Source organism: Ensifer sp. GW823-FHT05D09 (genome assembly GCF_058795755.1).
In genome coordinates this window covers 56,524-80,141 of sequence record NZ_JBXAIA010000010.1, presented here as the reverse complement: position 1 = coordinate 80,141, position 23,618 = coordinate 56,524, and the positions used below count along the sequence as shown (strand labels likewise).

The following is a 23,618-nucleotide window of genomic DNA, read 5'->3' as shown; positions in this document are numbered from 1 at the left end:
CGTTCGATCAAAATCCTTGCGACAAACAACTCGCCATGACAACATGCTGTCATTATTCATCATCGCACAATGGTTGTCGCCGTCAACATGAACGATCCCCTTCGCACTCCCGCCGGCGACGCCTTCGCTGAGTTCGCCATCTCGGTGCTACGTCTGGCCGGCCCATTGACCGCGGCCGGCGACGTACTCGCCAGACCCTCCGGCCAGACCAGTGCGCGCTGGCAGGTGCTGGCGGCAGCAAACCACGCGCCGATGTCAGTCGCCGACGCCGCACGCGCACTTGGCCTTGCCCGTCAAGGCGTTCAGCGGATCGCCGATCTGTTGGAAAGTGAGGGGTTGATCGCCTACGGCGACAATCCGGCGCACCAGCGTGCCAAGCTGATGGTGCCGACGCCGCGCGGCGAAGAGGTTCTGGATGAAATCAAGGCCAGGCAGGCCGTCTGGGCAGATGCCTTCGGCGCGGAACTCGGAGAGGAGCGTTTGCAGCAGGCAACCGCATTGATCGGCGAAGCCATCGCCATGCTGCGGGATCGCCCGGCGACGGTCTGGAGCGCTGGCTCGGCTTCAGGCGATCTGTAGTAGGTCGGCACGCAAACGCGCCGGCCCATCCTGTCCCAGCCTCTCGTCGACGACCGCGTGGGTCGCCTTCCAGATCGGAACGGCCCGTGCCAGAAGCTGCTCGCCCTCTGGCGTCAACCGCAACCTGCGCGACCGCCGGTCGTCTTCGTCGGCGAAAATCTCGACGAGCCCGCGCCGCTCCAGCGGTTTCAGCGCCGCCGTCAGCGTCGTACGATCCATGGCAAGCAGCGAAGCCACGGCACGCATGTTCGGCGGGACAGGGCGATTGAGCGACATCAGCAGGGAAAACTGCCCGTTGGTGATATCGAGCGGTCGCAGGGCCTCGTCGAACTGGCGGGCGATCGCGCGGGCCGCGCGTTGGACATGCAGGCACAGGCATGTGTCCTTCACGAACCCTGTGGTCTCGAACGGAATGACGGGCGATTTTGACATGATCGATTAATGTTGATATCAACGTAAATAGTCAAGTGCAACGTTGGAAGGAGGAACGGGCATGAGACAGGATCATGCAGTCGTATCGCCGCGTGAATGGCTGAAAGCGCGCAGGGCGCTTCTGGATCTGGAAAAAGAACACACCCACCTGAGAGACAAGGTCAACGCGGCGCGCCTCGCTTTGCCCTGGGTGAAGATGGAAAAGTCCTACATCTTCGACACACCGAACGGCCCAAAATCACTGGCGGACCTGTTCGACGGACGCAGCCAGCTCGTCGTCTATCACTTCATGTTCGGCCCGACCTGGGAAGCCGGTTGCCCCGGCTGCTCGTTCCTCGTCGATCATTTCGACGGCATGCTGCCGCACCTCAATCACCACGACGTCACGTTGATCGCCGCCTCCAATGCGCCGCTTTCCAAGCTCGAAGCCTACAGGAAACGCATGGGCTGGCATTTCCCCTGGGTTTCGGCCGCGGGCAACGGCTTCAACAGCGACTTTCACGTCGCGTTCACTCAGGCCGAACTCGCTGAAGGCAAGGTCGTCTACAACTTCACCGAATTGGAAAGCGCCAATGCGCACGAGGAACTGCCCGGCCTCAGTGCTTTCCAGAAGACCGACGACGGCAGCGTCTACCATACCTACTCCACCTATGCCCGCGGGCTCGAGGAAATGGTCGGCACGCTGATGCTTCTCGACCGCGCGCCAAAGGGACGAAACGAGGATGGCACGCAAGGGTTCGTGCGTCGCCACGACGAATATGAAGATGCCCCTCGACGCAAGGCCGGTTAAGCCTCCCAAGGCAGCGCACCCGACGATGGAACCTTTCGTCGTCGGGTGCGTTTCTAATCGCCTGTACCCTTGACGTGCATCTCAGATCGAATGGCAAGTCGCCGTCGGAAGGGAAACATCGATGAAAGCGGAGCCGGAGGAGGCCCATCGCTGGCTTGAGCAATTGCTCGGCGATTGGCAGGTACACACGCCGGATGCGCCGGCGAAAGGCACCCCCTGGACCGAACATGTTCGCAGCCTCGAAGGTCTCTGGACGGTCTGCGAAGGGCGCGGCACGATGCCGGACGGCAATTTCGGCCAGAGCTTGATGACCCTCGGATACACGCCCCAATCCGGTCGCTTCGTCGGGACCTGGGTCGGTTCGATGATGAACCACATGTGGATCTATGACGGCGAGCTTGAACCCGACGGGCGGACGCTGTCTCTTTACTGCGATGGCCCGGACTTCGATGTTCAAAGCAGGCCAGATATCGCGACGCAATAACCATTGTCGACCAATCCCGACGGCTGCTGACAGCCCATGTCAGGAGGGACGACGGGACCTGGAAGGAACTGATGACGGCGCACTACACCCGCATCTGACAGCGAATTTCGAACACATCACTCGGGGCGCATTGGCCTCGGTCAGCGCAGAATCCCACTTTGCAACCGGAGGACAGAAGATGGCAGGCCATCACGGCAAATTCGTCTGGTACGAACTGATGACGACCGACACCAATGCGGCGGAAACCTTCTACAAGGATGTCGTCGGATGGGACGCCCGCGACGCCGGCATGCCGGGCGTGAACTATACCCTGTTTACGAAAGGCGAGCAGCAGGTCGCAGGGCTGATGACCATGCCCGAAGGCGCACTCGAGATGAACGTGCCGCCCGCCTGGCTCGGCTACATCGGCGTCGACGATGTCGATGCCGCGGCGGCGGACGTTGCTGCCAAGGGCGGCAAGATCCACCGTGCGCCCGACGACATCCCCGGCATCGGCCGCTTCGCCATCGCCACCGACCCGCATGGAGCGGTCTTCGCCCTGTTCAGCGGGATCGGTGATCCCCCACCGGCTGTCGACCCGATGGCTCCCGGCCAGATCGGCTGGCACGAACTGATGTCCGGCGACCTCGACACAGCCTTCCCCTTCTATGCCGGGGCTTTCGGCTGGACGAAGGACCAGGCCATGGATATGGGCGAGATGGGCATCTATCAGATCTTTGCCATCGACGGCGCCCAGGCCGGTGGCATGATGACCAAGCCGAAGGATATCCCTTCACCCTACTGGCTCTACTACATCAGCGTTCCAGCGCTCGACACGGCGATCGAGCGCATCAAGTCCGGCGGTGGCAAGATCGTGCTTGAGCCGATGGAAGTACCGGGCGGCGCCTGGATCGTCCAGGCGCTCGACCCGCAAGGCGCCCTCTTCGCCCTGGTCGGCCAGCGAGGCTGAACGCCGTTGGAATGGATCTGCCCGGCACCCGCCGATACGGCCCGGGCAGGTCAAGCCGCACCATTCGTCGGTACAGTTTTTCCAATTGCGCATGCCCTGCGCCGCGCGCATCCCTCAGTTGCAGTTTTACCCCTGGTATTTTAGGGCATTTCAAGGATATTTAACACCTTATGCGATAGTACTGCGGCACGTATCACTGATCGCGGAAAGCATTCGTTCTCCGCGGCAAGGAATTGTCGCGACCTCCGGTACGATAGCCGGTGCATTGGTGGACCAACTTCGCGCAAATGACCAATCACACCGACAATGAGCTAGAGGGCCGCAAGAGCGTTGGCGACATTCGCTCGGCCAAGCTGCTTCGCCGCAAGTTGCAGTGGCTGATTGGTATCGTGGTGGCCTGCACGGGTGTGCTGGCAACCGAGATCATTGCCGCATCCTATTCCGACTTCGTCATCGCCCGACGCAACCTTGTGGAAGTCATGGCGTTCTGCCGTGTTCTCGACACGGCGACCTATCTGTCGGCCGAGCGCGGACCGTCGAACGGGGTCATGGGCATCGGCGTCGCCACTGGCCCGGTTCAGACACGCCTTGCCGAGTTCAGGTCGCGCAGCGACGCGGCCCTCTCCGAGATCATGGCCGGCGCAACCGATGGCAGCCGGTCGGAGCCGGCAGCGGCACTCTCCCCCATCCTGGCGGAAGTCCAGCGCCGCCTTGTCATCGCCCGTGCCGAAATCGACCGTATCGCCGCCCTGCCGCCGGAACGCCGCGACCTCAAGGAAATCCAATTGGCGATCGAGGGCATGTTCGCGGTGATCGACGCGATGCGCCCCGCCTTCGACTGGAACATCCAGCGTCTGACCAACACCGATCCCGATCTGGCCGGCATCGCCATCGCCGCCCATATGCTGGCCAATCTGCGCGAGGACGGGGGCCGCCTTGCCTCCCAGCTCATGGCTCCGGTGGCGGTCGGAAAGCCGCTGGAAGCCAGGAACATCGCCGACAGCGAGCGAACCCGCGGCCGCCTGCAGGAAATCTGGTCTGTCGTCGGCCGGCCGGGTGCGCTGCCGGGGCTGAAGCCGAAGAACATCGCCGATATTGCCGCCATCGAACACGAGTTCTTCGGCGAAGGTTTTGCGATCATCGACAGAGTGGTGTCGGTTGGCCGCCATACCGGACACTACCCGATGACGGCAGAGCAATTCACCGACCGCTACGTTCCGAAAATGAAGCCGCTCGAAATCCTTCGCCGCGACTTCATGGATGCAACGGTAGAGCGGCTCGCCAGCAGCAAGACGCAGGCCTCGATAAAGCTCACGATCGCCAGCACGGCAACCTTCGCCTTGTTCATCGTCCTTCTCATCCTCATGCGTCGCGCACGATCGCTGGTCTTCGAGCCGCTGCTGCTCGCACGCCACAGCATCATCGAACTTGCCAACGACCGCCCGATCGCCCGATTGAGCGGCAGGGGTGGCGAAGGCGAAATGGGGCGGCTCTTCGACGCGATCGATGTGCTGCGCGTGAGGCTCGACGAGCGCACGCTCCTGATGAAGCATCTCGAACGCCAGGCCGAAACGGATGAATTGACCGGCCTGCTCAACCGTCGCGCGCTGGAACTCATCGGCGGCGCCGAGGATGCAGCAGGCAACGACAAGAACGCCTGTCTCATCCTCATGGATATCGACCACTTCAAGCAGATCAACGACACCCACGGCCATCTCGTCGGCGACATCGTCTTGAAGGAGACCGCCCGCATCATACGCTATTCCGTGCGCTCGTCTGATCTTGTGGCCCGTTTTGGCGGCGAGGAGTTTGCCGTCATCACCCCTGGTGACGATATCGAGGCAGCCCGCGCCCTTGCCGAGCGCATCCGCTCGAATCTGGCGCGCGCGCCGATCACCCTTGCCGATGGCCGGGAACTGAACGTCACCGCAAGCTTTGGCGTCGCCGGCGCCGACGCCAATCCGGGCTGGAAAGGCCTGATCGAAAGCGCCGATACCGAACTCTACCGCGCCAAATCCGCAGGTCGCAATCGCGTTTGCGGCTAGCCCTGGGCTCCCGTCGCGTCGTCAGCCGGAAAGCCGTGCCCGCCCCGCCAGAAAGTCGAGCATCACCCTGACGCGCGATGGCAGCGCGCCACCCTGACCTTGAAACACCGCATGAAAGGTTTCTCGATCCCCCGGATTGAGATGTTCGACAAGCGGCATCAGCCGGCCGGCATCGATGTCGTCGCGAACCGTGAAGGTCGCCATCCTTGCCAGTCCGACGCCGGCAAGCACAAGACGGCGCAATCCTTCCCCGTCGCTGACGCGCACCTTTTCACTCGGCGGCAGCAAAATCGCTTCGCCATTGGACAAGAGCGGCCACCCGTCGACGGCCCTGGCGTAGCTGAGGCTCAGGCGATTGTGCGCCGTCAGCTCGTCAAGGCTACCGGGTTCGCCGCAACGCGCCAGGTAGGATGGCGCGCCGACGATGGTCATCGACGTGCTGCCGAGCTTGCGCGCAATCAACCTGGAAGCCTTCAGCGGCCCCGCACGGATCGCGATGTCGACGCGCTCCGCCATCAGGTCGACGACGGCGTCGGTCTGGATGATATCGACCGAAAGATCCGGGTATGCGCTCAGCAATTCCGGCAGCAGCGGCATCAGCACATGGGTGGAAAAGGAAGCGCTGGCATTGATGCGCACACGCCCGGCCGGCACATCGCCGGCGGCCGCCTGCCGCTCCGCGTCATCGATATCAGCGAGAATGCGGGCCGCCCGCTCGTGAAAGGCACACCCCTCGGGCGTCAGCTGCAATTGCCGCGTCGAGCGGTTGATCAATCGAACGCCGAGCCGCTCTTCCAGCCGCTGCACCAGCTTGCTCACCGCCGACGGCGTCATGCAGCATTCGCGCGCCGCTGCCGAGAAACCGCCGAGTTCGACAGCCCTGACGAAGACAGCCATTTCGCCGGAGCGGTTGATCGCGTTTCGAGACATGTGACTTCAACTCACAAATGATGTTCCTGCAAATGGTCTACCTCTCAAATGACGCAGACACCACCTTCCTCTAGCCGACACAGGCATGACCGCAACGAGGAGTTCGAATGATGGAATACAGACGGCTTGGATCATCAGGATTGAAGGTTCCCGCGCTTAGTTTCGGCGCCGGTACGTTCGGCGGCAAGGGCCCGCTCTTCAGCGCCTGGGGCAACAGCGACAATGCCGAGGCACGCCGTCTCGTCGACATCTGCATCGAGGCCGGCGTCAATCTGTTCGACACGGCCGATGTCTACTCCGACGGCGCCTCCGAAGAGGTGCTCGGCGCGGCCATCAAGGGACGGCGCAACGACGTGCTGATATCAACCAAGATGTCCTTGCCAATGGGTGATGGCCCGAACGACGCCGGCTCTTCGCGTTCCCGGTTGATCAAGGGCGTCGACGATGCCCTGCGCCGCCTCGGCACCGACCATATCGACCTCATGCAGCTGCACGCCTTCGATGCCGGCACGCCGGTCGAGGAGGTGCTTTCGACACTCGATACCTTGGTGCGCGCCGGCAAACTGCGCTATGTCGGGGTTTCCAATTTCGCCGGCTGGCAGCTGATGAAGTCGCTCGCCGCGGCGGAAAAACACGGCTACCCGCGCTACGTCGCCCATCAGGTCTACTATTCGCTGGTCGGGCGCGATTATGAATGGGAACTGATGCCGCTTGGGCTCGATCAGGGTGTCGGCGCGCTCGTCTGGAGCCCGCTCGGCTGGGGCCGCCTCACCGGCAAGATCCGGCGCGGCCAGCCCTGGCCGGAAGGAAGCCGCCTGCACGATACGGCCTCGTTTGGTCCGCCTGTTGATGACGACACGCTCTACGATATCGTCGACGTGCTCGACGAACTGGCCGGCGAGACCGGCAGGACCATTCCGCAGATCGCCATCAACTGGCTGCTGCAGCGCCCGACGGTATCGAGCGTCATCATCGGCGCCCGCAACGAAGAGCAACTGCGCCAGAACCTGGGCGCTGTCGGCTGGTCGCTGACGGCAGAGCAGATCGGCCGGCTGGACAAGGCCAGCGGCAAGACACCCGCATACCCCCATTTCCCCTACCACCTGCAGGAAGGCTTTGCCCGCCTGAACCCGCCGGCGGTTTGATCTACCGGCCCTGACGACAGACGCGCCGGAGAAATCCGGCGCCGTCTTTCGCGCTTGCTTTCTCTCTTCGCATTGCACAAACTTCCCGGGAATGGCGCGCAATACCAACCTGCGCCGATATTGACCTCTTGCGCCGGAGCGATTTTGGTTTTCGGCAAGGAGAGAACCGGAAGCGGACCCAAGCGGTCCGGTGAGGATTATCGACGCTGTCCGGGGGCCAAAAGCGCCCGGCCCTTCGGGTGGGCCGTCTGTCGGCCACCGGCAGCGTCGCAATCCTCGACCGATGCCAATGCATCGCTCTGCGGTATGCTCCTTGCCGGCTGACCGAAGACGGTCCCACGCAAAAGGCCAATATCGGCGCAGGTTGGTATCAGACCTGCCATCAAGGGGAAAAAATCCGGTATGTCGATCAAGGCCAGTATCTACCACCTGACCCACTATACCTATGACCGCCCGATCCGGCTCTCACCGCAGATCATAAGATTGAAACCGGCGGCCCATTCCAAGACCAAGGTCATCAGCCACTCGCTGAAGGTTTCTCCGGCCAATCACTTCGTCAATCTTCAGCAGGATCCCTACGGCAACTACCTCGCCCGTTATGTTTTCCCAGAGCCGGTCACGGAGCTGAAGATCGAAGTCGATCTGGTCGCCGACATGACCGTCTACAACCCCTTCGACTTTTTCATCGAGGAAGAGTCCGAGCACTGGCCCTTCGCCTACCCTGAGGACCTGATCGACGACCTGAAGATCTACATGACACCGGAACCGATGGGCCCGGCGCTGTCCTCGTTCATGGCGTTGGTCGATCGCTCGAGGCAGCGCACCATCGACATGGTCGTCGGCCTCAATGCCCGGCTCCAGCAGGAAGTCGGCTATGTCATCCGCATGGAGCCCGGCGTCCAACTGCCCGAGGAAACGCTGACGTCGGCCAGAGGGTCGTGCCGCGATTCGAGCTGGCTGCTGGTCCAGATCCTGCGCAATCTGGGTTATGCCGCCCGCTTCGTCTCGGGCTACCTGATCCAGCTGGCGCCCGATCTCAAGGCGCTCGACGGCCCGTCCGGCACCGAACACGATTTTACCGATCTGCACGCCTGGGCCGAGGTCTATCTGCCGGGCGCAGGCTGGGTCGGCCTTGACCCGACCTCCGGCCTCCTGACCGGCGAAAGCCATATTCCACTCGCCGCCACGCCGCATTACCGCAACGCCGCCCCGATTTCCGGCGGCTTCTTCGGCGATCCCGAGACCCGGACGGACTTTGCCTTCGACATGAAGGTCTCGCGCGTCGCCGAGCATCCGCGCATCACCAGGCCGTTCTCCGACGAAAGCTGGCAGGCGCTCAACGCGCTGGGCGAGCATGTCGACCAAGTGCTGTCCGACAATGACGTGCGCCTGACGATGGGCGGTGAGCCGACCTTCGTGTCGATCGACGACTTCGAGGCCGAGGAGTGGAACACAGAGGCCGTCGGGCCGACCAAACGCGAAAAGGCCGATATCCTCATCCGCCGACTGCGCGACCGTTTCGCACCCGGCGGTTTCCTGCATTATGGCCAGGGCAAATGGTACCCGGGCGAGAGCCTGCCGCGCTGGACCTTCTCGCTCTACTGGCGCAAGGACGGCGTGCCGATCTGGCGTCAACCCGATCTCATCGCCGAGGAGAACGGGCGACACGATGTGACGGCAGAGGATGCAGAACGTCTGCTGCATGTGGTGGCAGCTGAATTGAACGTGCCGACCGAGATGGTCGTGCCAGCCTTCGAAGATCCGGCCGACTGGCTGCTCAAGGAGGCGAACCTTCCCGACAATGTCGATCCGGCCAATTCCAAGCTGAAGGACCCCGAGGAGCGCAGCCGCATGGCCCGCGTGTTCGAGCGCGGCCTGACGGCACCGACCGGCTACGTGCTGCCGGTGCAGGCCTGGAATGCGCGCGCCACCGGCGTGCGCTGGATGAGCGAGAAGTGGCAGACGCGCCGCGGCCGCATCTTCCTCGTTCCCGGCGACAGCCCCGTCGGCTACCGCCTGCCGCTCGGCGCCCTGCCTTATGTCGCTCCATCGGCCTATCCCTACATCCATCCTGTTGACCCGACCGTTCCGCGCGACGACCTGCCGGATTTCGCCGAAACCAGCGCGCGCCCGCAGCATTCGCGCTTCCAGGCGTCGGAAACGCCGGAAACACCACAGGCCGCGCCACGCGACGAGATCGCCGGGCTGGTGCGCACGGCCATCAGCGTCGAGCCGCGCGACGGCCGGCTTTGCGTCTTCATGCCGCCGACCACCAGCATCGAGGAATATCTCGACCTGATCGCCTCGACCGAACGCGCGGCCGCAGCCCTCGGGCTGCCGCTTCATATCGAAGGCTACGCGCCGCCGCACGACGAACGCATCAACGTCATCCGCGTCGCGCCCGACCCCGGCGTCATCGAGGTCAACATCCATCCGGCCGCCAGCTGGCAGGAGTGCGTCGACATCACCACGGCCGTTTATGAGGAGGCCCGCCAAAGCCGGCTCGGCGCCGACAAGTTCATGATCGACGGTCGCCACACCGGCACTGGCGGCGGCAATCACGTCGTCGTCGGCGGTGCCAACCCCAATGACAGCCCGTTCCTGCGCCGGCCCGACCTGTTGAAGAGCATCGTGCTCTATTGGCAGCGCCATCCTTCACTCTCCTACCTGTTTTCCGGCATGTTCATCGGCCCGACGAGCCAGGCGCCGCGCATCGACGAGGCCCGCCACGATCAGCTCTACGAGCTGGAGATCGCGCTCGCACAGGTGCCACTGCCGGGCTCCGCAGCGCCGCCGCCGCTGCCCTGGCTGGTCGACAGGCTGTTCCGCAACCTGCTCGTCGACGTCACCGGCAACACCCACCGCGCGGAAATCTGCATCGACAAGCTATTTTCACCAGATGGACCGACCGGCAGGCTCGGCCTCGTCGAGTTTCGCGGCTTCGAGATGCCGCCCAACGCCCGCATGTCGCTTGCCCAGCAGCTGCTGGTGCGTGCGCTGATCGCCCGGTTCTGGAAGCATCCGCTCGATGGAAGCTTCGTGCGCTGGGGCACGGCGCTGCATGACCGCTTCATGCTGCCGCACCACGTCTGGCAGGATTTTCTGGAAGTCCTTGCCGACCTGCGCGCCCACGGGTTCGATCTCCGGCCGGAATGGTTCGAAGCGCAGCTCGAGTTTCGCTTCCCCTTCTGCGGCGAGGTCGAATACGAGGGCGGCAAGCTGGAAATCCGCCAGGCGCTGGAACCGTGGCATGTCATGGGCGAACAGGGAGCGATCGGCGGCACCGTGCGTTATGTCGACAGCTCCGTCGAGCGGCTGCAGGTCAGGCTCGATACGCCCAATCCCGAGCGCTACACGGTGACCTGCAATGGTCGCCCCGTGCCTCTTGCCAAGGCCGGCGCCTACGGCAGCGCGGTTGCCGGCGTCCGTTACAAGGCCTGGCAACCGGCCGCCGGTCTTCACCCGGTTTTGCCCGTCAACACTCCCCTTACATTCGATATCTATGATACATGGTCGAATCGGGCGATTGGGGGATGCGTCTACCACGTCGCCCATCCGGGCGGGCGCAGTTACGAGACATTTCCGGTCAACGGCAACGAGGCAGAGGCGCGGCGACTGGCGCGGTTCGAGCCATGGGGCCACACCCCGGGAGGCTACCTGCTTCATCCGGAAAGCCCGTCGATGGAATTTCCGATGACGCTTGATCTCAGGCGTCCGCCAGGAGCGTAAATGGCGAAGAAGCAGACAGCAGCGGCAGACCGGCTGGGCATCGATGACGATCCGGTCTTCGGCTACCGTGCCCTTCCCGGCATTGCCGACGAGATGCTCGACGCGCAAGGCAAAGTGCGGCCCGTCTGGCAACGGCTGCTTTCGACGCTTGGCCGCCTCGATGAAACCGACCTTGCCAACCGCTTCGCGCGCGCTGACCGATACCTGCGCGACGCCGGCGTCTTCTACCGGGTCTATGGCGGCAAGGACAGCTCGGAGAGAAGCTGGCCGCTGTCGCATATCCCGGTCCTGATCGACGAGAATGAGTGGGCGACGGTGTCGCAGGGCCTGATCCAGCGCGCCGAGCTTCTGGAGAAGGTGGTTGCGGACATCTACGGCGAAAACCGTCTGGTGCGCGAGGGCCTGTTGCCGCCGGCGCTGGTCGCCTCCAACCCCGATTTTCTCCGGCCGCTGGTCGGCGTCAAGCCGGCCGATGGGCACTTCCTGCAGTTCATCTCCTTCGAGATCGGCCGCGGACCCGATGGCAACTGGTGGGTGCTTTCGGACCGCACGGAGGCGCCGTCCGGCGCCGGCTTCGCACTCGAAAACCGCGTCGCCACCACCCGGGCCTTCTCCAATCTCTACGCCGAAACCCATGTGCATCGTCTTGCCGGCTTCTTCGGCGCCTTCCGCGACACGCTGCAGGCGCGCAAGCTGCATCCGGACGATCGCATCGCCGTGCTTTCGCCGGGGATCGCCAACGAGACCTATTTCGAACATGCCTATATCGCCCGCTATCTCGGCTTCATGCTCTTGGAAGGCGAAGACCTGACGGTTATCGGCGGACGGGTGATGGTGCGCACGGTCGCGGGCCTCAAACCCGTGGGCGTGCTCTGGCGGCGCCTCGACGCCGCCTTTGCCGATCCGCTCGAGCTGAACCAGTCCTCGCATATCGGCACGCCCGGGATCGTCGAGGCGCTGAGGGCGGGGTCCGTCGCCATCGTCAACGCGCTCGGCTCCGGCATCGTCGAGACCCGCGCCTTCCTCGCCTTCATGCCGGCGATCTGCCGGCATCTGCTTGGCGAGGACCAGAAGCTGCCGTCGATCGCCACCTGGTGGTGCGGCCAGACATCCGAAAGGGCAGAGGTCGCCGCCAATATCGAGCGCATGGTCATCGGCCCGGCCTATGCCACGCGCCCCTTCTTCGATGACAATGGCCAGTCGGTGCTCGGCGCATCGCTGGCGGAAAAGGACGCGGCTTCGATCGCAGGCTGGCTCGATGCGGAGGGCGGAAAACTTGTTGGCCAGGAGGCCGTGACGCTTTCGACCACGCCCGCCTGGGTGCGTGGCCGTCTGACGCCGCGCCCGATGAGCCTGCGCGTCTTTGCCGCCCGCACCCGCGACGGCTGGCAGATCATGCCCGGCGGCTTTGCCCGCATCGGTTCCGGCGACGACGTTGCCGCCATCGCCATGCAGGCGGGCGGCACGGCAGCCGACGTCTGGATCGTCAGCGACCGGCCGGTCGAGCGCACCACGCTTCTGCCGGCCGAAGAAAGCTTCACCCGCAACATGCCGGGAAGCCTGCCGAGCCGGGCCGCCGACAATCTGTTCTGGCTCGGCCGCTACATCGAGCGGGCCGAAGGGGCGTTGCGCATCTTGCGCGCCTGGCACGGCCGCTTTGCTGAGACCGCCGACCCGAGCCTGCCGCTGCTGCAGGACGTCACCGACTACCTGGCGGCCCTCGACATCGATACCCGCCAGGCCGTGCCCGACAGCCTGCTTGCCAATATCTCCAGCGCGCTCTTCAGCGCCGGCAATATCCGCGATCGTTTCTCGCCGGATGGATGGCTGGCGCTCAACGACCTGTCGCAGACGGCGCGCAAGTTCCATGCGACCGTACAGTCGGGTGACGATGCCACCCGCGCCATGACCGTGCTGTTGCGCAAGCTTGCGGGCTTTGCCGGCCTCGTGCACGAAAACATGTACCGCTTCACCGGCTGGCGCTTCCTGTCGATCGGCCGCTATATCGAGCGCGGCCTGCACATGACGCGGCTGCTTGGCCATATGTCGGGTCCCGACGCGCCCGATGGCGCCTACGACATGCTGCTCGAAATCGGCGATAGCGTCATGACCCACCGCCGGCGCTACAATGTCAACACGGCAGCCCTCACCGTGACCGACCTTCTGGCGCTCGATCCGCTCAACCCGCGCTCGGTGCTCTACCAGCTGAACGAGATCAAGACCGAGGTCGAGCTTCTGCCGAACGCCTATGTCAACGGCCAGATGTCGCCTTTCTATCGCGAGGCGATGCGCCTGCATTCCGGCCTTGCGGTCATGACGCCGGAGGCAATGAACCTTGGCGTCTACAACAGGCTGGAGCGGGATCTGGAAGAGCTCTCCAACATTCTCGCCCACACCTATCTCGGCTGACCGGCAGGACGCGCCCATGCTCTACGACATCAGCCTGAAGATCACCTACGGCTACGAAGTGCCCGTATCCGGCGGGCGCCATCTGGTACGCGTGCTGCCCGCGACGCTGCCCGGCCGGCAGCGGCTCGTCGTCGGCTCGCTCAGCTGCCACCCGATGCCGGCAGAACGCTCCGAAAGCGTCGACTTTTTCGCCAACCCCTTCACCGCCATCCTGTTCCGCGCCTCCCATGACGACCTCGTGATCCGCATGCAGGCGCGCGTGCAGGTGGAACCGCTGCCGCTGACGGCGGACTTTTCAGCCGACCTGTCCCGTCTGCCGACGGAGCTGGCCGCCTGCTGGTCGGTCGACCCGGACGCGCCGCATCATTTCGTCGGCCCGAGCCCGTTGCTGGCAGAGGTGCCGGAAATCGCCGACTATGCCCGGGCCGTTGTCACCCTCGGCATGACCATACGCCAGATCGCGACAGCGATCTGCGCCCGCATCCACCGGGACTTCGTCTACGATGCCGAAGCAACGACGGTGAATACGACGGCGGCCGAAGCCTTCGCGCTCAAGCGCGGCGTCTGCCAGGATTTCACCCATGTGATGATTGTGGCGCTGCGAAGCCTCGGCGTTCCCGCCGGTTATGTTAGTGGATTCTTAAGAACGATCCCGCCAGCCGGCAAGGAGCGCCTGGAAGGGGCCGACGCCATGCATGCCTGGGTTCGCATATGGTGCGGCACCACCTCTGGTTGGCTCGAACTCGATCCAACCAACAATATTCCCGCCGGAACCGACCATATCGTTGTCGGCCATGGCCGCGACTATGGCGATGTCGCACCCGTCATCGGCGTCTTGAAGAGCTATGGCGGACAGAAGACCGAACAGGCCGTTGACGTCATTCCGGTCACCTGACCCGTTTCGAGACATCGCATTCCCGTTTTCAAACACCGAGGTGTCGCCGGAACCTGCTGTAAGCACTGGATTTCCAGCATTCCGCTAAAATTGAATCTATCGTCTGAACGATATCGTAAGTCATCGCCGCTAATGTTGCCCTCAAGCTTGCAACGTGTTCCTTGGGGTGTGCAGAGATGGGAAAACGATCCACGATCAACCGGTCCTTCATGGCTATGCTGAAGGACCGTGGCGGCAATTTCGGCATAATGGCAGCCTTGGTAATGCCATTGATCCTTGCCGCCGGTGGCGTCGCCATTGACATGGCCAAGATGGTAACCACCAAAAACCAGATGCAGGATGCGGCCGACGCGGCAGCACTCGCAGCGGCCTCCGCCCTGGTATCGAAGGAAAAGCCCGATATCGCCAAGGCCAAGGAAATTGCGACAAACTTCCTGAAGGCGCAAACCGCCGGCAATGTCGTCGACGTTCCGGGCAGCGGCAATGGCGCGTCCGGCAGCGGTTCTCTCGCATCGGCCAAATCGGCACCGCCTGAAGTGCTGGAGGTCAACTCTTCGACGGTCGACATTCTTGAGACCGCCAACGGCGCGACCGGCAAGGCCTTCAAGGTGACGGTCGCCAACAAGAAGACGATTCAGTTCAACGCGATGACACGCCTCCTTGGGCAGGATTCGATACTGCTCGAGACCCGGGCCACGGCGGAAAGCGCCACCGAAACCAAGAACGCGCTGTCGATGTATCTCGTCCTCGACCGTTCCGGCTCCATGGCCTGGAAGACCAACACGAAAAACCCGGCCAAGACGTCATGCCCGAACTATACGGAATCGAACTGGGGCAAGTATCCCAATCTGGCAGCCACGAGCCCCTGCTACATTACCAAGGTCGATGCACTGAAGACGGCCGTGAAGGATTTGCTTGCGCAGCTGAAGACCGCCGACCCGAAGGACCTTTACGTCCGCACGGCGGCCGTTTCCTACAACTCGGCGCAGGATACGGCCGGCAATCTCGATTGGGGCACAACAGGGACCGCGACCTATGTCAACGCGCTGGTTGCAACCGGCGGCACGGCATCGGGCAATGCCTTCAAGACGGCCTACAACAAGGTGATGGCGACGACTGAAAATACCGCGCACAAGGCCAAGAACGGCCAGGTTGCGACGAAATACATCGTCTTCATGACCGACGGCGACAACAACAACACCAGCGACGATACCCTGACGCTGCAATGGTGCGATACGGCACGCAAGAACAACGTTCAGGTCTATACCGTCGCCTTCATGGCACCCGATCGCGGCAAGAACCTGCTCAAGTCCTGCGCGACCACAACCGCCAACTATTTCCAGGCGGAAGAAGCTGCCGACCTGATCGCAGCCTTCAAGGCGATCGGCGAGAAGGCCTCGGCCATGGCGACCCGCCTGACCAAGTAAACAAACAAAAGCGCGCATCCCTATGCCGCCCGGTCCAGCCGGGCGGCATTTTTCGTTCACCAGACCGTCAAAGCGTCAGTGCATCACCGCGCATCCCTTCTATTCAGGCAATTCTAATCCTTTTAAAAACAGCTGTTGCAAGCGCTTCGGATCGATGCATAAATTGCCCATCCCCGGTCGGTTCCGGCCTGCGACCTCCCAACGCAAAAGGGTAAGACAGTTCTGATGATGAACAAGATTTCCGCCAACGAGCTGCCGCAGCCCGCACTTCGTTCCTCCGAACCCGATCAGCTTGCAGTCGAAATTCTCGAGCGCTTGAAGTACCGCATCGGCAAGGATCCGAAGGTCGCCAAGCCGCATGACTGGCTGACGGCGGCCATCCTCGTGGTGCGCGACCGCATCACCGACAAATGGATGGATTCGACCCGCCAGACCTACGCGACCGGTGCCAAGCGCGTCTATTATCTCTCGCTCGAGTTCCTCATCGGCCGGCTGATGCGCGACGCCATGACCAATATCGGCCTGATGGAGGAGATGCGTGATGCGCTCGCTTCGCTCGGGGTCGATATCGACGTTATCGCATTGCTGGAACCCGACGCAGCGCTCGGCAATGGTGGTCTCGGCCGCCTTGCTGCCTGCTTCATGGAATCGATGGCGACCGTCGACGTTCCGGCCTACGGCTACGGCATCCGCTACATGCACGGCCTGTTCCGCCAGCAGATGGCCGATGGCTGGCAGGTGGAACTGCCCGAAACCTGGCTTGCCCACGGCAACCCCTGGGAGTTCGAGCGGCGCGAAAGCTCCTACGAAATCGGTTTCGGCGGCATCGTCGAGACCGCCAATGTCGACGAGGAAATCCAGCGCTTCGTCTGGAAGCCGGCCGAGCGCGTGATCGCCACCGCCTTCGACACGCCTGCTGTCGGCTGGCGGGCCAAGCGCGTCAACACGCTCCGGCTCTGGACGGCACAGCCGATCGATCCGATCCTGCTCGATGCCTTCAACGCCGGCGACCATATCGGCGCGCTGCGCGAAAGCAACAAGGCCGAAAGCCTGACCCGAGTGCTCTACCCCGCCGACGCGACGCCGGCCGGCCAGGAGCTTCGCCTGCGCCAGGAGTATTTCTTCTCGTCCGCGTCTCTGCAGGACATCCTGCGCCGCCACCTGCAGCAATATCCGGATTTCACGTCCCTGCCCGATGCGGTCGCGATCCAGCTCAACGATACGCACCCGGCGGTCTCGGTCGCCGAACTCGTCCGGCTGCTGACCGACCTGCACGGCCTGGACTTCGAACAGGCCTGGGACATCACCCGCCGGACCATTTCCTACACCAACCACACGCTTTTGCCCGAAGCGCTCGAGAGCTGGCCCGTGCCGCTGTTCGAGCGGCTGCTGCCGCGCCACATGCAGATCGTTTATGCGATCAACGCCAAGATCCTGATCGAGGCGCGCAAGCAGAAGGGCGCCACCGACCAGGAAATCCGCAACATTTCCTTGATCGACGAAAGCGGCGATCGCCGCGTGCGCATGGGCAACCTTGCCTTTGTCGGCTCGCACTCGATCAACGGCGTCTCGGCGCTGCACACCGAACTGATGAAGGAAACGGTATTTGCCGACCTGCACCGGCTCTACCCGGACCGCATCAACAACAAGACCAACGGCATCACCCCGCGCCGCTGGCTGATGCAGTGCAATCCCGGCCTGTTCACCCTGATCCGCGAGGCGATCGGCGATGAATTCATGGACAATACCGAGGCGCTGCAGGCCCTCGATGCCTTCGCCGACAAGCCGGATTTCCAGGAGCATTTCGCCGCCGTCAAGCGCGCCAACAAGGTCAAGCTCGCTCAGCTCGTCCAGGGTCGCCTCGGCATCAAGCTCGACCCGTCGGCAATGTTCGACATCCAGATCAAGCGCATCCACGAGTACAAGCGCCAGCTGCTCAACATCATCGAGGCGGTGGCGCTCTACGACCAGATCCGCTCGCATCCCGAGCTCGACTGGGTGCCGCGCGTCAAGCTGTTTGCCGGCAAGGCGGCGCCGAGCTATCACAACGCCAAGCTGATCATCAAACTGGCCAACGACGTTGCCCGTGTCGTCAACAACGATCCAGCCGTCCGCGGTCTCCTGAAGATCGTCTTCGTGCCGAACTACAACGTCTCGCTGGCCGAAATCATCGTGCCGGCCGCCGACCTGTCCGAGCAGATCTCGACCGCCGGCATGGAGGCATCTGGCACCGGCAACATGAAGTTCGCGCTGAACGGCGCACTGACGATCGGCACGCTCGACGGCGCCAATGTCGAGATGCGCGACTGGGTCGGCGAAGAGAACATCAAGATCTTCGGCCTGACCGCCGAGGAAGTCACCAATGCCCGCGCCGAGGGGCACAATCCTCGCGCCATCATCGAGGGCTCTCGCGAGCTGTCGCAAGCGCTGCAGGCAATCGCTTCGGGCGTGTTCTCGCCCGACGACCGCAACCGTTTCACCAGTCTCGTCGACGGCCTCTACAATCACGACTGGTTCATGGTCGCCGCCGACTTCGAAGCCTATGCCAAGGCGCAGCGTGAAATCGACCAGCTGTGGACGACGCCCTCGGCGTGGTATTCGCAAGCCGTGCGCAACACCGCGCGCATGGGCTGGTTCTCGTCCGATCGTACCATCCGGCAATATGCCGGAGAAATTTGGAGAGCCGGATGACCCCTTCGGCCGGCAAGGACCCGGAACCTGCAGCTTCAGCCCTGCTGTCAACGCCGGCCATTGCGGCCATTCTCACGGGCACGTACGACGATCCCTTTGCCGTTCTTGGCATTCATCCGGCGGGGAAAAACTACGTCGCCCGCTGCTTCATCCCGGATGCCGTCAGTGTCGTTGTGGAAACGCTGGCCGGCAAGGAACTCGGAGCCCTCGAGCGGCGCGACGACGCGGGCTTCTTCGAAGGGCCGGTCTCTCTGCGCAAGGTCCAGCCGGTGCGCTATCGCGCGCGCAACGATGGCGGCGAGTGGATCGTCGTTGATCCCTATTCTTTCGGACCCGTACTCGGGCCGATGGACGATTACTACATCCGCGAGGGCTCGCATCTCCGGCTGTTCGACAAGATGGGCGCCCATCCGATCGAGCATGAAGGCGCTCAAGGCTACCATTTCGCGGTCTGGGCCCCCAATGCCAAGCGCGTCTCGGTGGTCGGCCAGTTCAACGACTGGGACGGGCGGCGCCATGTGATGCGGCTTCGCACCGACACCGGCATCTGGGAGATCTTCATCCCCGGCGTCGAAGGCGGTCTCGCCTATAAATACGAAATCCTCGACCGCGAGGGCACGCTGCTGCCCTTGAAGGCGGACCCCTTCGCGCGCCGCTCCGAGCTTCGGCCCAACACCGCCTCGGTGACGACGCCCGAGATCGCTCAGGTCTGGGAAGACGAGGCGCATCGCGCCCATTGGGCATCGGCGGACGCCCGCCGCCAGCCGATCTCGATCTATGAGGTACATGCCGGCTCGTGGCAGCGCCGCGATAACGGCGACATGTTGTCCTGGGACGAGCTCGCCGACCGGCTGATCCCCTACTGCGTCGACATGGGTTTCACCCATATCGAGTTCCTGCCGATCTCCGAATTCCCGTACGACCCCTCCTGGGGCTACCAGACAACAGGCCTCTATGCGCCGACGGCGCGCTTCGGCGAGCCGGAAGGGTTCGCGCGGTTCGTCAATGGCTGCCACAAGGTCGGCCTCGGCGTACTCCTCGATTGGGTGCCGGCGCATTTCCCGACTGATGAGCACGGCTTGCGCTGGTTTGACGGCACCGCGCTCTACGAACACGAAGATCCGCGCCAGGGTTTTCATCCTGACTGGAACACGGCGATCTACAATTTCGGTCGGCAGGAAGTGCTGTCGTTCCTCGTCAACAACGCGCTCTATTGGGCGGAAAAATTCCACGTAGACGGTCTGCGCGTCGATGCTGTCGCCTCGATGCTCTATCTCGATTACTCGCGCAAACACGGCGAATGGGTGCCGAACGAGTATGGCGGCAACGAGAACCTCGAGGCGGTCCGCTTCGTTCAGACGATGAACACCGAGATCTACGCCTCTCACAAGGGCATTCTGACGATTGCCGAGGAATCGACCTCCTGGCCCAAGGTATCGCACCCGGTCCATGCCGGGGGCTTGGGCTTCGGCTTCAAGTGGAACATGGGCTTCATGCATGACACGTTGCAATACATGTCGCGCGAGCCGATCCACCGTCGCCACCACCACAACGACCTGACGTTCGGCCTGCTTTATGCCTTCAGCGAAAACTTCGTGCTGCCGCTGTCCCACGACGAGGTCGTGCACGGCAAGGGCTCGCTGATCGCCAAGATGACCGGCGACGACTGGCAGAAATTCGCCAACCTGCGCGCCTACTACGCCTTCATGTGGGGCTATCCCGGCAAGAAGCTGCTGTTCATGGGCCAGGAATTTGCGCAGTGGCGCGAATGGTCGGAGGAGCGCGCGCTCGACTGGAACCTGCTCGAATATCACCTGCACGAAGGCATGCGACGGCTGGTGCGCGACCTCAACGGCACCTATCGCTCGAAGCCGGCGCTGCATGCCCGCGATTGCGAAGGCGACGGCTTCGAATGGCTGATCGCCGACGATCGCGACAATTCGGTCTTTGCTTGGCTACGCAAGGCGCCCGGCGAAAAGCTCGTCGCCGTCATTACCAATTTCACGCCCGTCTATCGGGAAAACTACACGATCCCGCTTCCGGTCGCGGGTCGCTGGAAGGAAATCCTGAACACCGACGCGGAAATCTATGGGGGGAGTGGCAAGGGCAACGGCGGCGCCGTTCAGGCACAGAAGGACAAGACAGGAGCGATAACAGCCACCATCACCTTGCCACCCTTGGCAACGCTGATGCTGGAACAGGATTAGAGCATTTTCAGGAAAAGTGCCTGGCGGCTTTCCTTCAGAAAATGCGTAAAAACAAAGCGATAGCGTGTTTCAGCCGAAGGAGTGAACCGAACGGCGGGAGCGCAAGAAGAAATTTCGAGGGCCGCAAGGCGTCGCAAACGTCGCCGTGACGATCCCGAGGAACAATGATTTTGGGGAGGACAAATGGTGGAAAAGCGTACGCAACCCTTGGCCCGTGATGCCATGGCCTATGTTCTCGCTGGCGGCCGCGGCAGCCGCCTGAAGGAATTGACCGACCGGCGGGCAAAGCCGGCCGTCTATTTCGGCGGAAAGGCCCGCATCATCGACTTCGCTCTCTCGAACGCGCTGAATTCCGGCATCCGCCGCATCGGCGTCGCCACCCAGTACAAGGCGCACTCGCTGATCCGCCATCTGCAGCGCGGCTGGAACTTTTTCCGCCCCGAGCGAAACGAAAGCTTCGACATCCTGCCGGCAAGCCAGCGCGTCTCTGAGACACAATGGTACGAAGGCACCGCCGACGCGGTCTACCAGAACATCGACATCATCGAGGACCACGGCGTCGAATACATGGTCATCCTCGCGGGCGACCACATCTACAAGATGGACTACGAATTGATGCTGCAGCAGCACGTCGATTCCGGCGCCGACGTCACCATCGGCTGCCTTGAAGTGCCGCGCATGGAAGCAACCGGCTTCGGCGTCATGCACGTCGACGACAAGGACCGCATCATCGCCTTCGTCGAGAAACCGGCCGATCCGCCGGGCATCCCCGGAAATCCCGAGATGGCCCTTGCCTCGATGGGCATCTACGTCTTCCACACCAAGTTCCTGATGGACCTTTTGCGGCGCGACGCCGCCGACCCGAAATCGAGCCGCGACTTCGGCAAGGACATCATCCCCTATATCGTCGACAACGGTAAGGCTGTCGCCCACCGCTTCAACCAGTCCTGCGTCCGTTCCGATTTCGAGCGCGAAGCCTATTGGCGCGACGTCGGCACGATCGATGCCTACTGGCAGGCCAATATCGACCTCACCCATGTGACGCCGGAGCTCGACATCTATGACAGCACCTGGCCGATCTGGACCTTTGCGGAGATCAAGCCGCCGGCAAAATTCGTGCACGACGATGAAAACCGTCGCGGTTCGGCAACCTCCTCGCTGGTGTCGGGCGACTGCATCATCTCGGGCGCTGCCCTTAACCGTAGCCTGCTTTTCACCGGCGTCCGCGTAAATTCATATTCGCGACTGGAAAATGCCGTCATCCTGCCCGATGTGAAGATCGGTCGCCGCGCGTTGCTCAGCAACGTGGTGATCGATAGCCGCGTGGTCATTCCGGAGGGCCTCGTTGTCGGTGAAGATCCGGAGTTGGATGCGAAGCGCTTCCGCCGTTCGGAAAACGGCGTTTGCCTGATCACCCAAACGATGATCGACAAACTGGGAATGTAGGTCCGCCTCTGATGAACATCCTTTCCGTTGCGTCCGAAGTGTATCCGCTGGTCAAGACCGGGGGGCTCGCCGACGTCGTCGGCGCCCTGCCGGCAGCGCTGTCGCCGCACGGTATCCGCACCCGCACATTGGTGCCCGGCTATCCCGCCGTGCTGCAAAAGCTGAAGAAGAAAAAGAAGGTGGGCAGCATTGCCAACCTGTTCGGCAGCCCGGCCTCGGTTCTCGCCGCCGATCTCGACGGGCTCGATTTGCTGGTCCTCGATCTGCCCGCACTCTACGAACGCGACGGCGGGCCCTATGTCGACGCCACCGGCCGCGACTATATCGACAACTTCCGCCGCTTCGCCGCCCTTTCATTGGCCGCGGCCGAAATCGCCGCCGGCGATGTCGTGGCCGGTTGGAAGCCCGATATCGTCCATGTGCACGACTGGCAGACGGCGCTGACGCCGGTCTATATGCGCTTTGGCCGCGCAGCCTCCACACCGACGGTCATGACCATCCACAACATCGCCTTCCAGGGGCAGTTCGGGCCGGAAGTCTTTGCCGAGCTGGCGCTTCCGCCCGAAGCCTTCTCGATGCAGTTCGTCGAATATTACGGCGATGTCGGCTTCCTCAAGGGTGGTCTGCAGACCGCAAATGCGATCACCACCGTCAGCCCGTCCTATGCGCAGGAAATCCTGACACCGGAATTCGGCATGGGTCTCGAGGGTTTGCTGAAGAGCAGGCTTTCCGACCTTTCCGGCATCGTCAACGGTATCGACGCCGACGTCTGGAACCCGGCAAGCGATCCACTGATTGCTCAGCATTTCAGCGCAACGACCTTGAAGCAGCGTGCCGCCAACCGGCGGGCACTCGAAGAGCGCTTCGGGCTGGAACAGGGCAGCGGCCCGATCTTCTGCGTCATCAGCCGGCTCACCTGGCAGAAGGGCATGGATCTGCTTGCCGAAGTCACCGACGAGATCGTGGCGATGGGCGGCAAACTCATCGTTCTCGGCTCCGGCGACACCGCGCTCGAAGGCGCGCTTCTTGCTGCCGCCTCGCGCCACCGCGGCCATGTGGGCATGGTCACCGGCTATAACGAGCCGCTGTCGCACCTGATGCAGGCGGGATCGGACGCAATCCTCATCCCGTCGCGCTTCGAGCCCTGCGGGCTCACCCAGCTTTACGGCCTGCGCTACGGTTGCGTGCCTGTCGTCGCGCGCACCGGCGGTCTTGCCGACACCATCATCGACGCGAACGAAGCGGGATTGTCGGCCAAGGTCGCGACCGGTTTCCAGTTCACACCGGTCAACGCCGACGGGTTGCGTCTTGCGATCCGGCGCGTCTTCCGTGCATACAACGAACCGAAAGTCTGGGCGCGTCTGCAGACCCAGGGCATGAAATCGGACGTATCCTGGGCCAGAAGTGCCGAGCGTTACGTCTCTCTATATTCCGGTCTTCTCGGGAAAGGCTAAGCCAGA

General features: G+C 62.9%; 15 protein-coding genes and 1 pseudogene. 14 read left to right on the top strand and 2 right to left on the bottom strand.

Annotation, left to right across the window (positions count from 1 at the left end; translation table 11 throughout):
• Positions 1-87 precede the first annotated feature (87 nt).
• The gene (locus AC1Q80_RS24610; protein WP_492362136.1) at positions 88-579 is read left to right on the top strand and encodes a MarR family winged helix-turn-helix transcriptional regulator; all 492 of its coding nucleotides are present in this window, start codon (positions 88-90) and stop codon (positions 577-579) included.
• On the opposite strand, the gene AC1Q80_RS24605 is transcribed toward AC1Q80_RS24610, so the two are convergent.
• On the bottom strand, positions 565-1,011 hold the full coding sequence (locus AC1Q80_RS24605; protein WP_173423665.1) for a MarR family winged helix-turn-helix transcriptional regulator: 447 nt from the start codon (positions 1,009-1,011) through the stop codon (positions 565-567). The genes AC1Q80_RS24610 and AC1Q80_RS24605 overlap by 15 nt on opposite strands.
• 61 nt (positions 1,012-1,072) lie before the next feature.
• Here AC1Q80_RS24605 and AC1Q80_RS24600 point away from each other — a divergent pair, with 61 nt between their 5' ends.
• The 4 genes and pseudogenes from AC1Q80_RS24600 to AC1Q80_RS24585 all read left to right on the top strand — a co-directional run bounded on the left by AC1Q80_RS24600 (position 1,073) and on the right by AC1Q80_RS24585 (position 5,279).
• Positions 1,073-1,801, top strand: a complete 729-nt coding sequence (locus tag AC1Q80_RS24600; RefSeq protein ID WP_492362135.1) for a DUF899 domain-containing protein — start codon at positions 1,073-1,075, stop codon at positions 1,799-1,801.
• Between the two features lie 121 nt (positions 1,802-1,922).
• Positions 1,923-2,383: pseudogene (locus AC1Q80_RS24595) on the top strand (DUF1579 domain-containing protein).
• An 80-nt stretch (positions 2,384-2,463) separates the two neighbouring features.
• Positions 2,464-3,234: a VOC family protein gene (locus AC1Q80_RS24590; protein ID WP_173423668.1), complete on the top strand. Its 771-nt coding sequence runs from the start codon at positions 2,464-2,466 to the stop codon at positions 3,232-3,234.
• A gap of 287 nt (positions 3,235-3,521) precedes the next feature.
• Positions 3,522-5,279, top strand: a complete 1,758-nt coding sequence (locus AC1Q80_RS24585) for a GGDEF domain-containing protein (protein WP_492362134.1) — start codon at positions 3,522-3,524, stop codon at positions 5,277-5,279.
• A 21-nt stretch (positions 5,280-5,300) separates the two neighbouring features.
• On the opposite strand, the gene AC1Q80_RS24580 is transcribed toward AC1Q80_RS24585, so the two are convergent.
• Positions 5,301-6,209 carry a LysR family transcriptional regulator gene (locus AC1Q80_RS24580; protein ID WP_492362133.1) on the bottom strand — a complete coding sequence of 303 codons (909 nt, stop codon included), beginning with the start codon at positions 6,207-6,209 and terminating at the stop codon, positions 5,301-5,303.
• A 110-nt stretch (positions 6,210-6,319) separates the two neighbouring features.
• Between AC1Q80_RS24580 and AC1Q80_RS24575 the strand changes: the two genes are divergently transcribed.
• The 9 genes from AC1Q80_RS24575 to glgA all read left to right on the top strand — a co-directional run bounded on the left by AC1Q80_RS24575 (position 6,320) and on the right by glgA (position 23,612).
• Positions 6,320-7,354 carry an aldo/keto reductase gene (locus AC1Q80_RS24575; RefSeq protein ID WP_209791744.1) on the top strand — a complete coding sequence of 345 codons (1,035 nt, stop codon included), beginning with the start codon at positions 6,320-6,322 and terminating at the stop codon, positions 7,352-7,354.
• Positions 7,355-7,756: 402 nt separating this feature from the next.
• Entirely contained in the window at positions 7,757-11,083 is a 3,327-nt protein-coding gene (locus AC1Q80_RS24570; RefSeq protein ID WP_492362132.1) for a transglutaminase family protein, read from the top strand.
• Complete coding sequence (locus tag AC1Q80_RS24565) at positions 11,084-13,492, top strand: circularly permuted type 2 ATP-grasp protein (RefSeq protein ID WP_492362131.1); 2,409 nt, start codon at positions 11,084-11,086, stop codon at positions 13,490-13,492.
• Positions 13,493-13,508: 16 nt separating this feature from the next.
• Positions 13,509-14,387 carry a transglutaminase family protein gene (locus AC1Q80_RS24560; protein WP_492362130.1) on the top strand — a complete coding sequence of 293 codons (879 nt, stop codon included), beginning with the start codon at positions 13,509-13,511 and terminating at the stop codon, positions 14,385-14,387.
• A 176-nt stretch (positions 14,388-14,563) separates the two neighbouring features.
• Positions 14,564-15,814 carry a TadE/TadG family type IV pilus assembly protein gene (locus tag AC1Q80_RS24555; RefSeq protein WP_492362129.1) on the top strand — a complete coding sequence of 417 codons (1,251 nt, stop codon included), beginning with the start codon at positions 14,564-14,566 and terminating at the stop codon, positions 15,812-15,814.
• A gap of 225 nt (positions 15,815-16,039) precedes the next feature.
• Entirely contained in the window at positions 16,040-18,505 is a 2,466-nt protein-coding gene (locus tag AC1Q80_RS24550) for a glycogen/starch/alpha-glucan phosphorylase (protein ID WP_412728400.1), read from the top strand.
• Positions 18,502-20,712 (top strand): 1,4-alpha-glucan branching protein GlgB, encoded by a 2,211-nt coding sequence (gene glgB / locus AC1Q80_RS24545; protein ID WP_492362128.1) that lies wholly within the window; start codon positions 18,502-18,504, stop codon positions 20,710-20,712. The genes AC1Q80_RS24550 and glgB overlap by 4 nt, the downstream gene beginning before the upstream one ends.
• Positions 20,713-20,895: 183 nt before the next feature.
• The gene (gene glgC, locus AC1Q80_RS24540; RefSeq protein WP_025424848.1) at positions 20,896-22,158 is read left to right on the top strand and encodes a glucose-1-phosphate adenylyltransferase; all 1,263 of its coding nucleotides are present in this window, start codon (positions 20,896-20,898) and stop codon (positions 22,156-22,158) included.
• Between the two features lie 11 nt (positions 22,159-22,169).
• Complete coding sequence (gene glgA / locus AC1Q80_RS24535; protein ID WP_492362127.1) at positions 22,170-23,612, top strand: glycogen synthase GlgA; 1,443 nt, start codon at positions 22,170-22,172, stop codon at positions 23,610-23,612.
• Positions 23,613-23,618 lie beyond the last annotated feature (6 nt).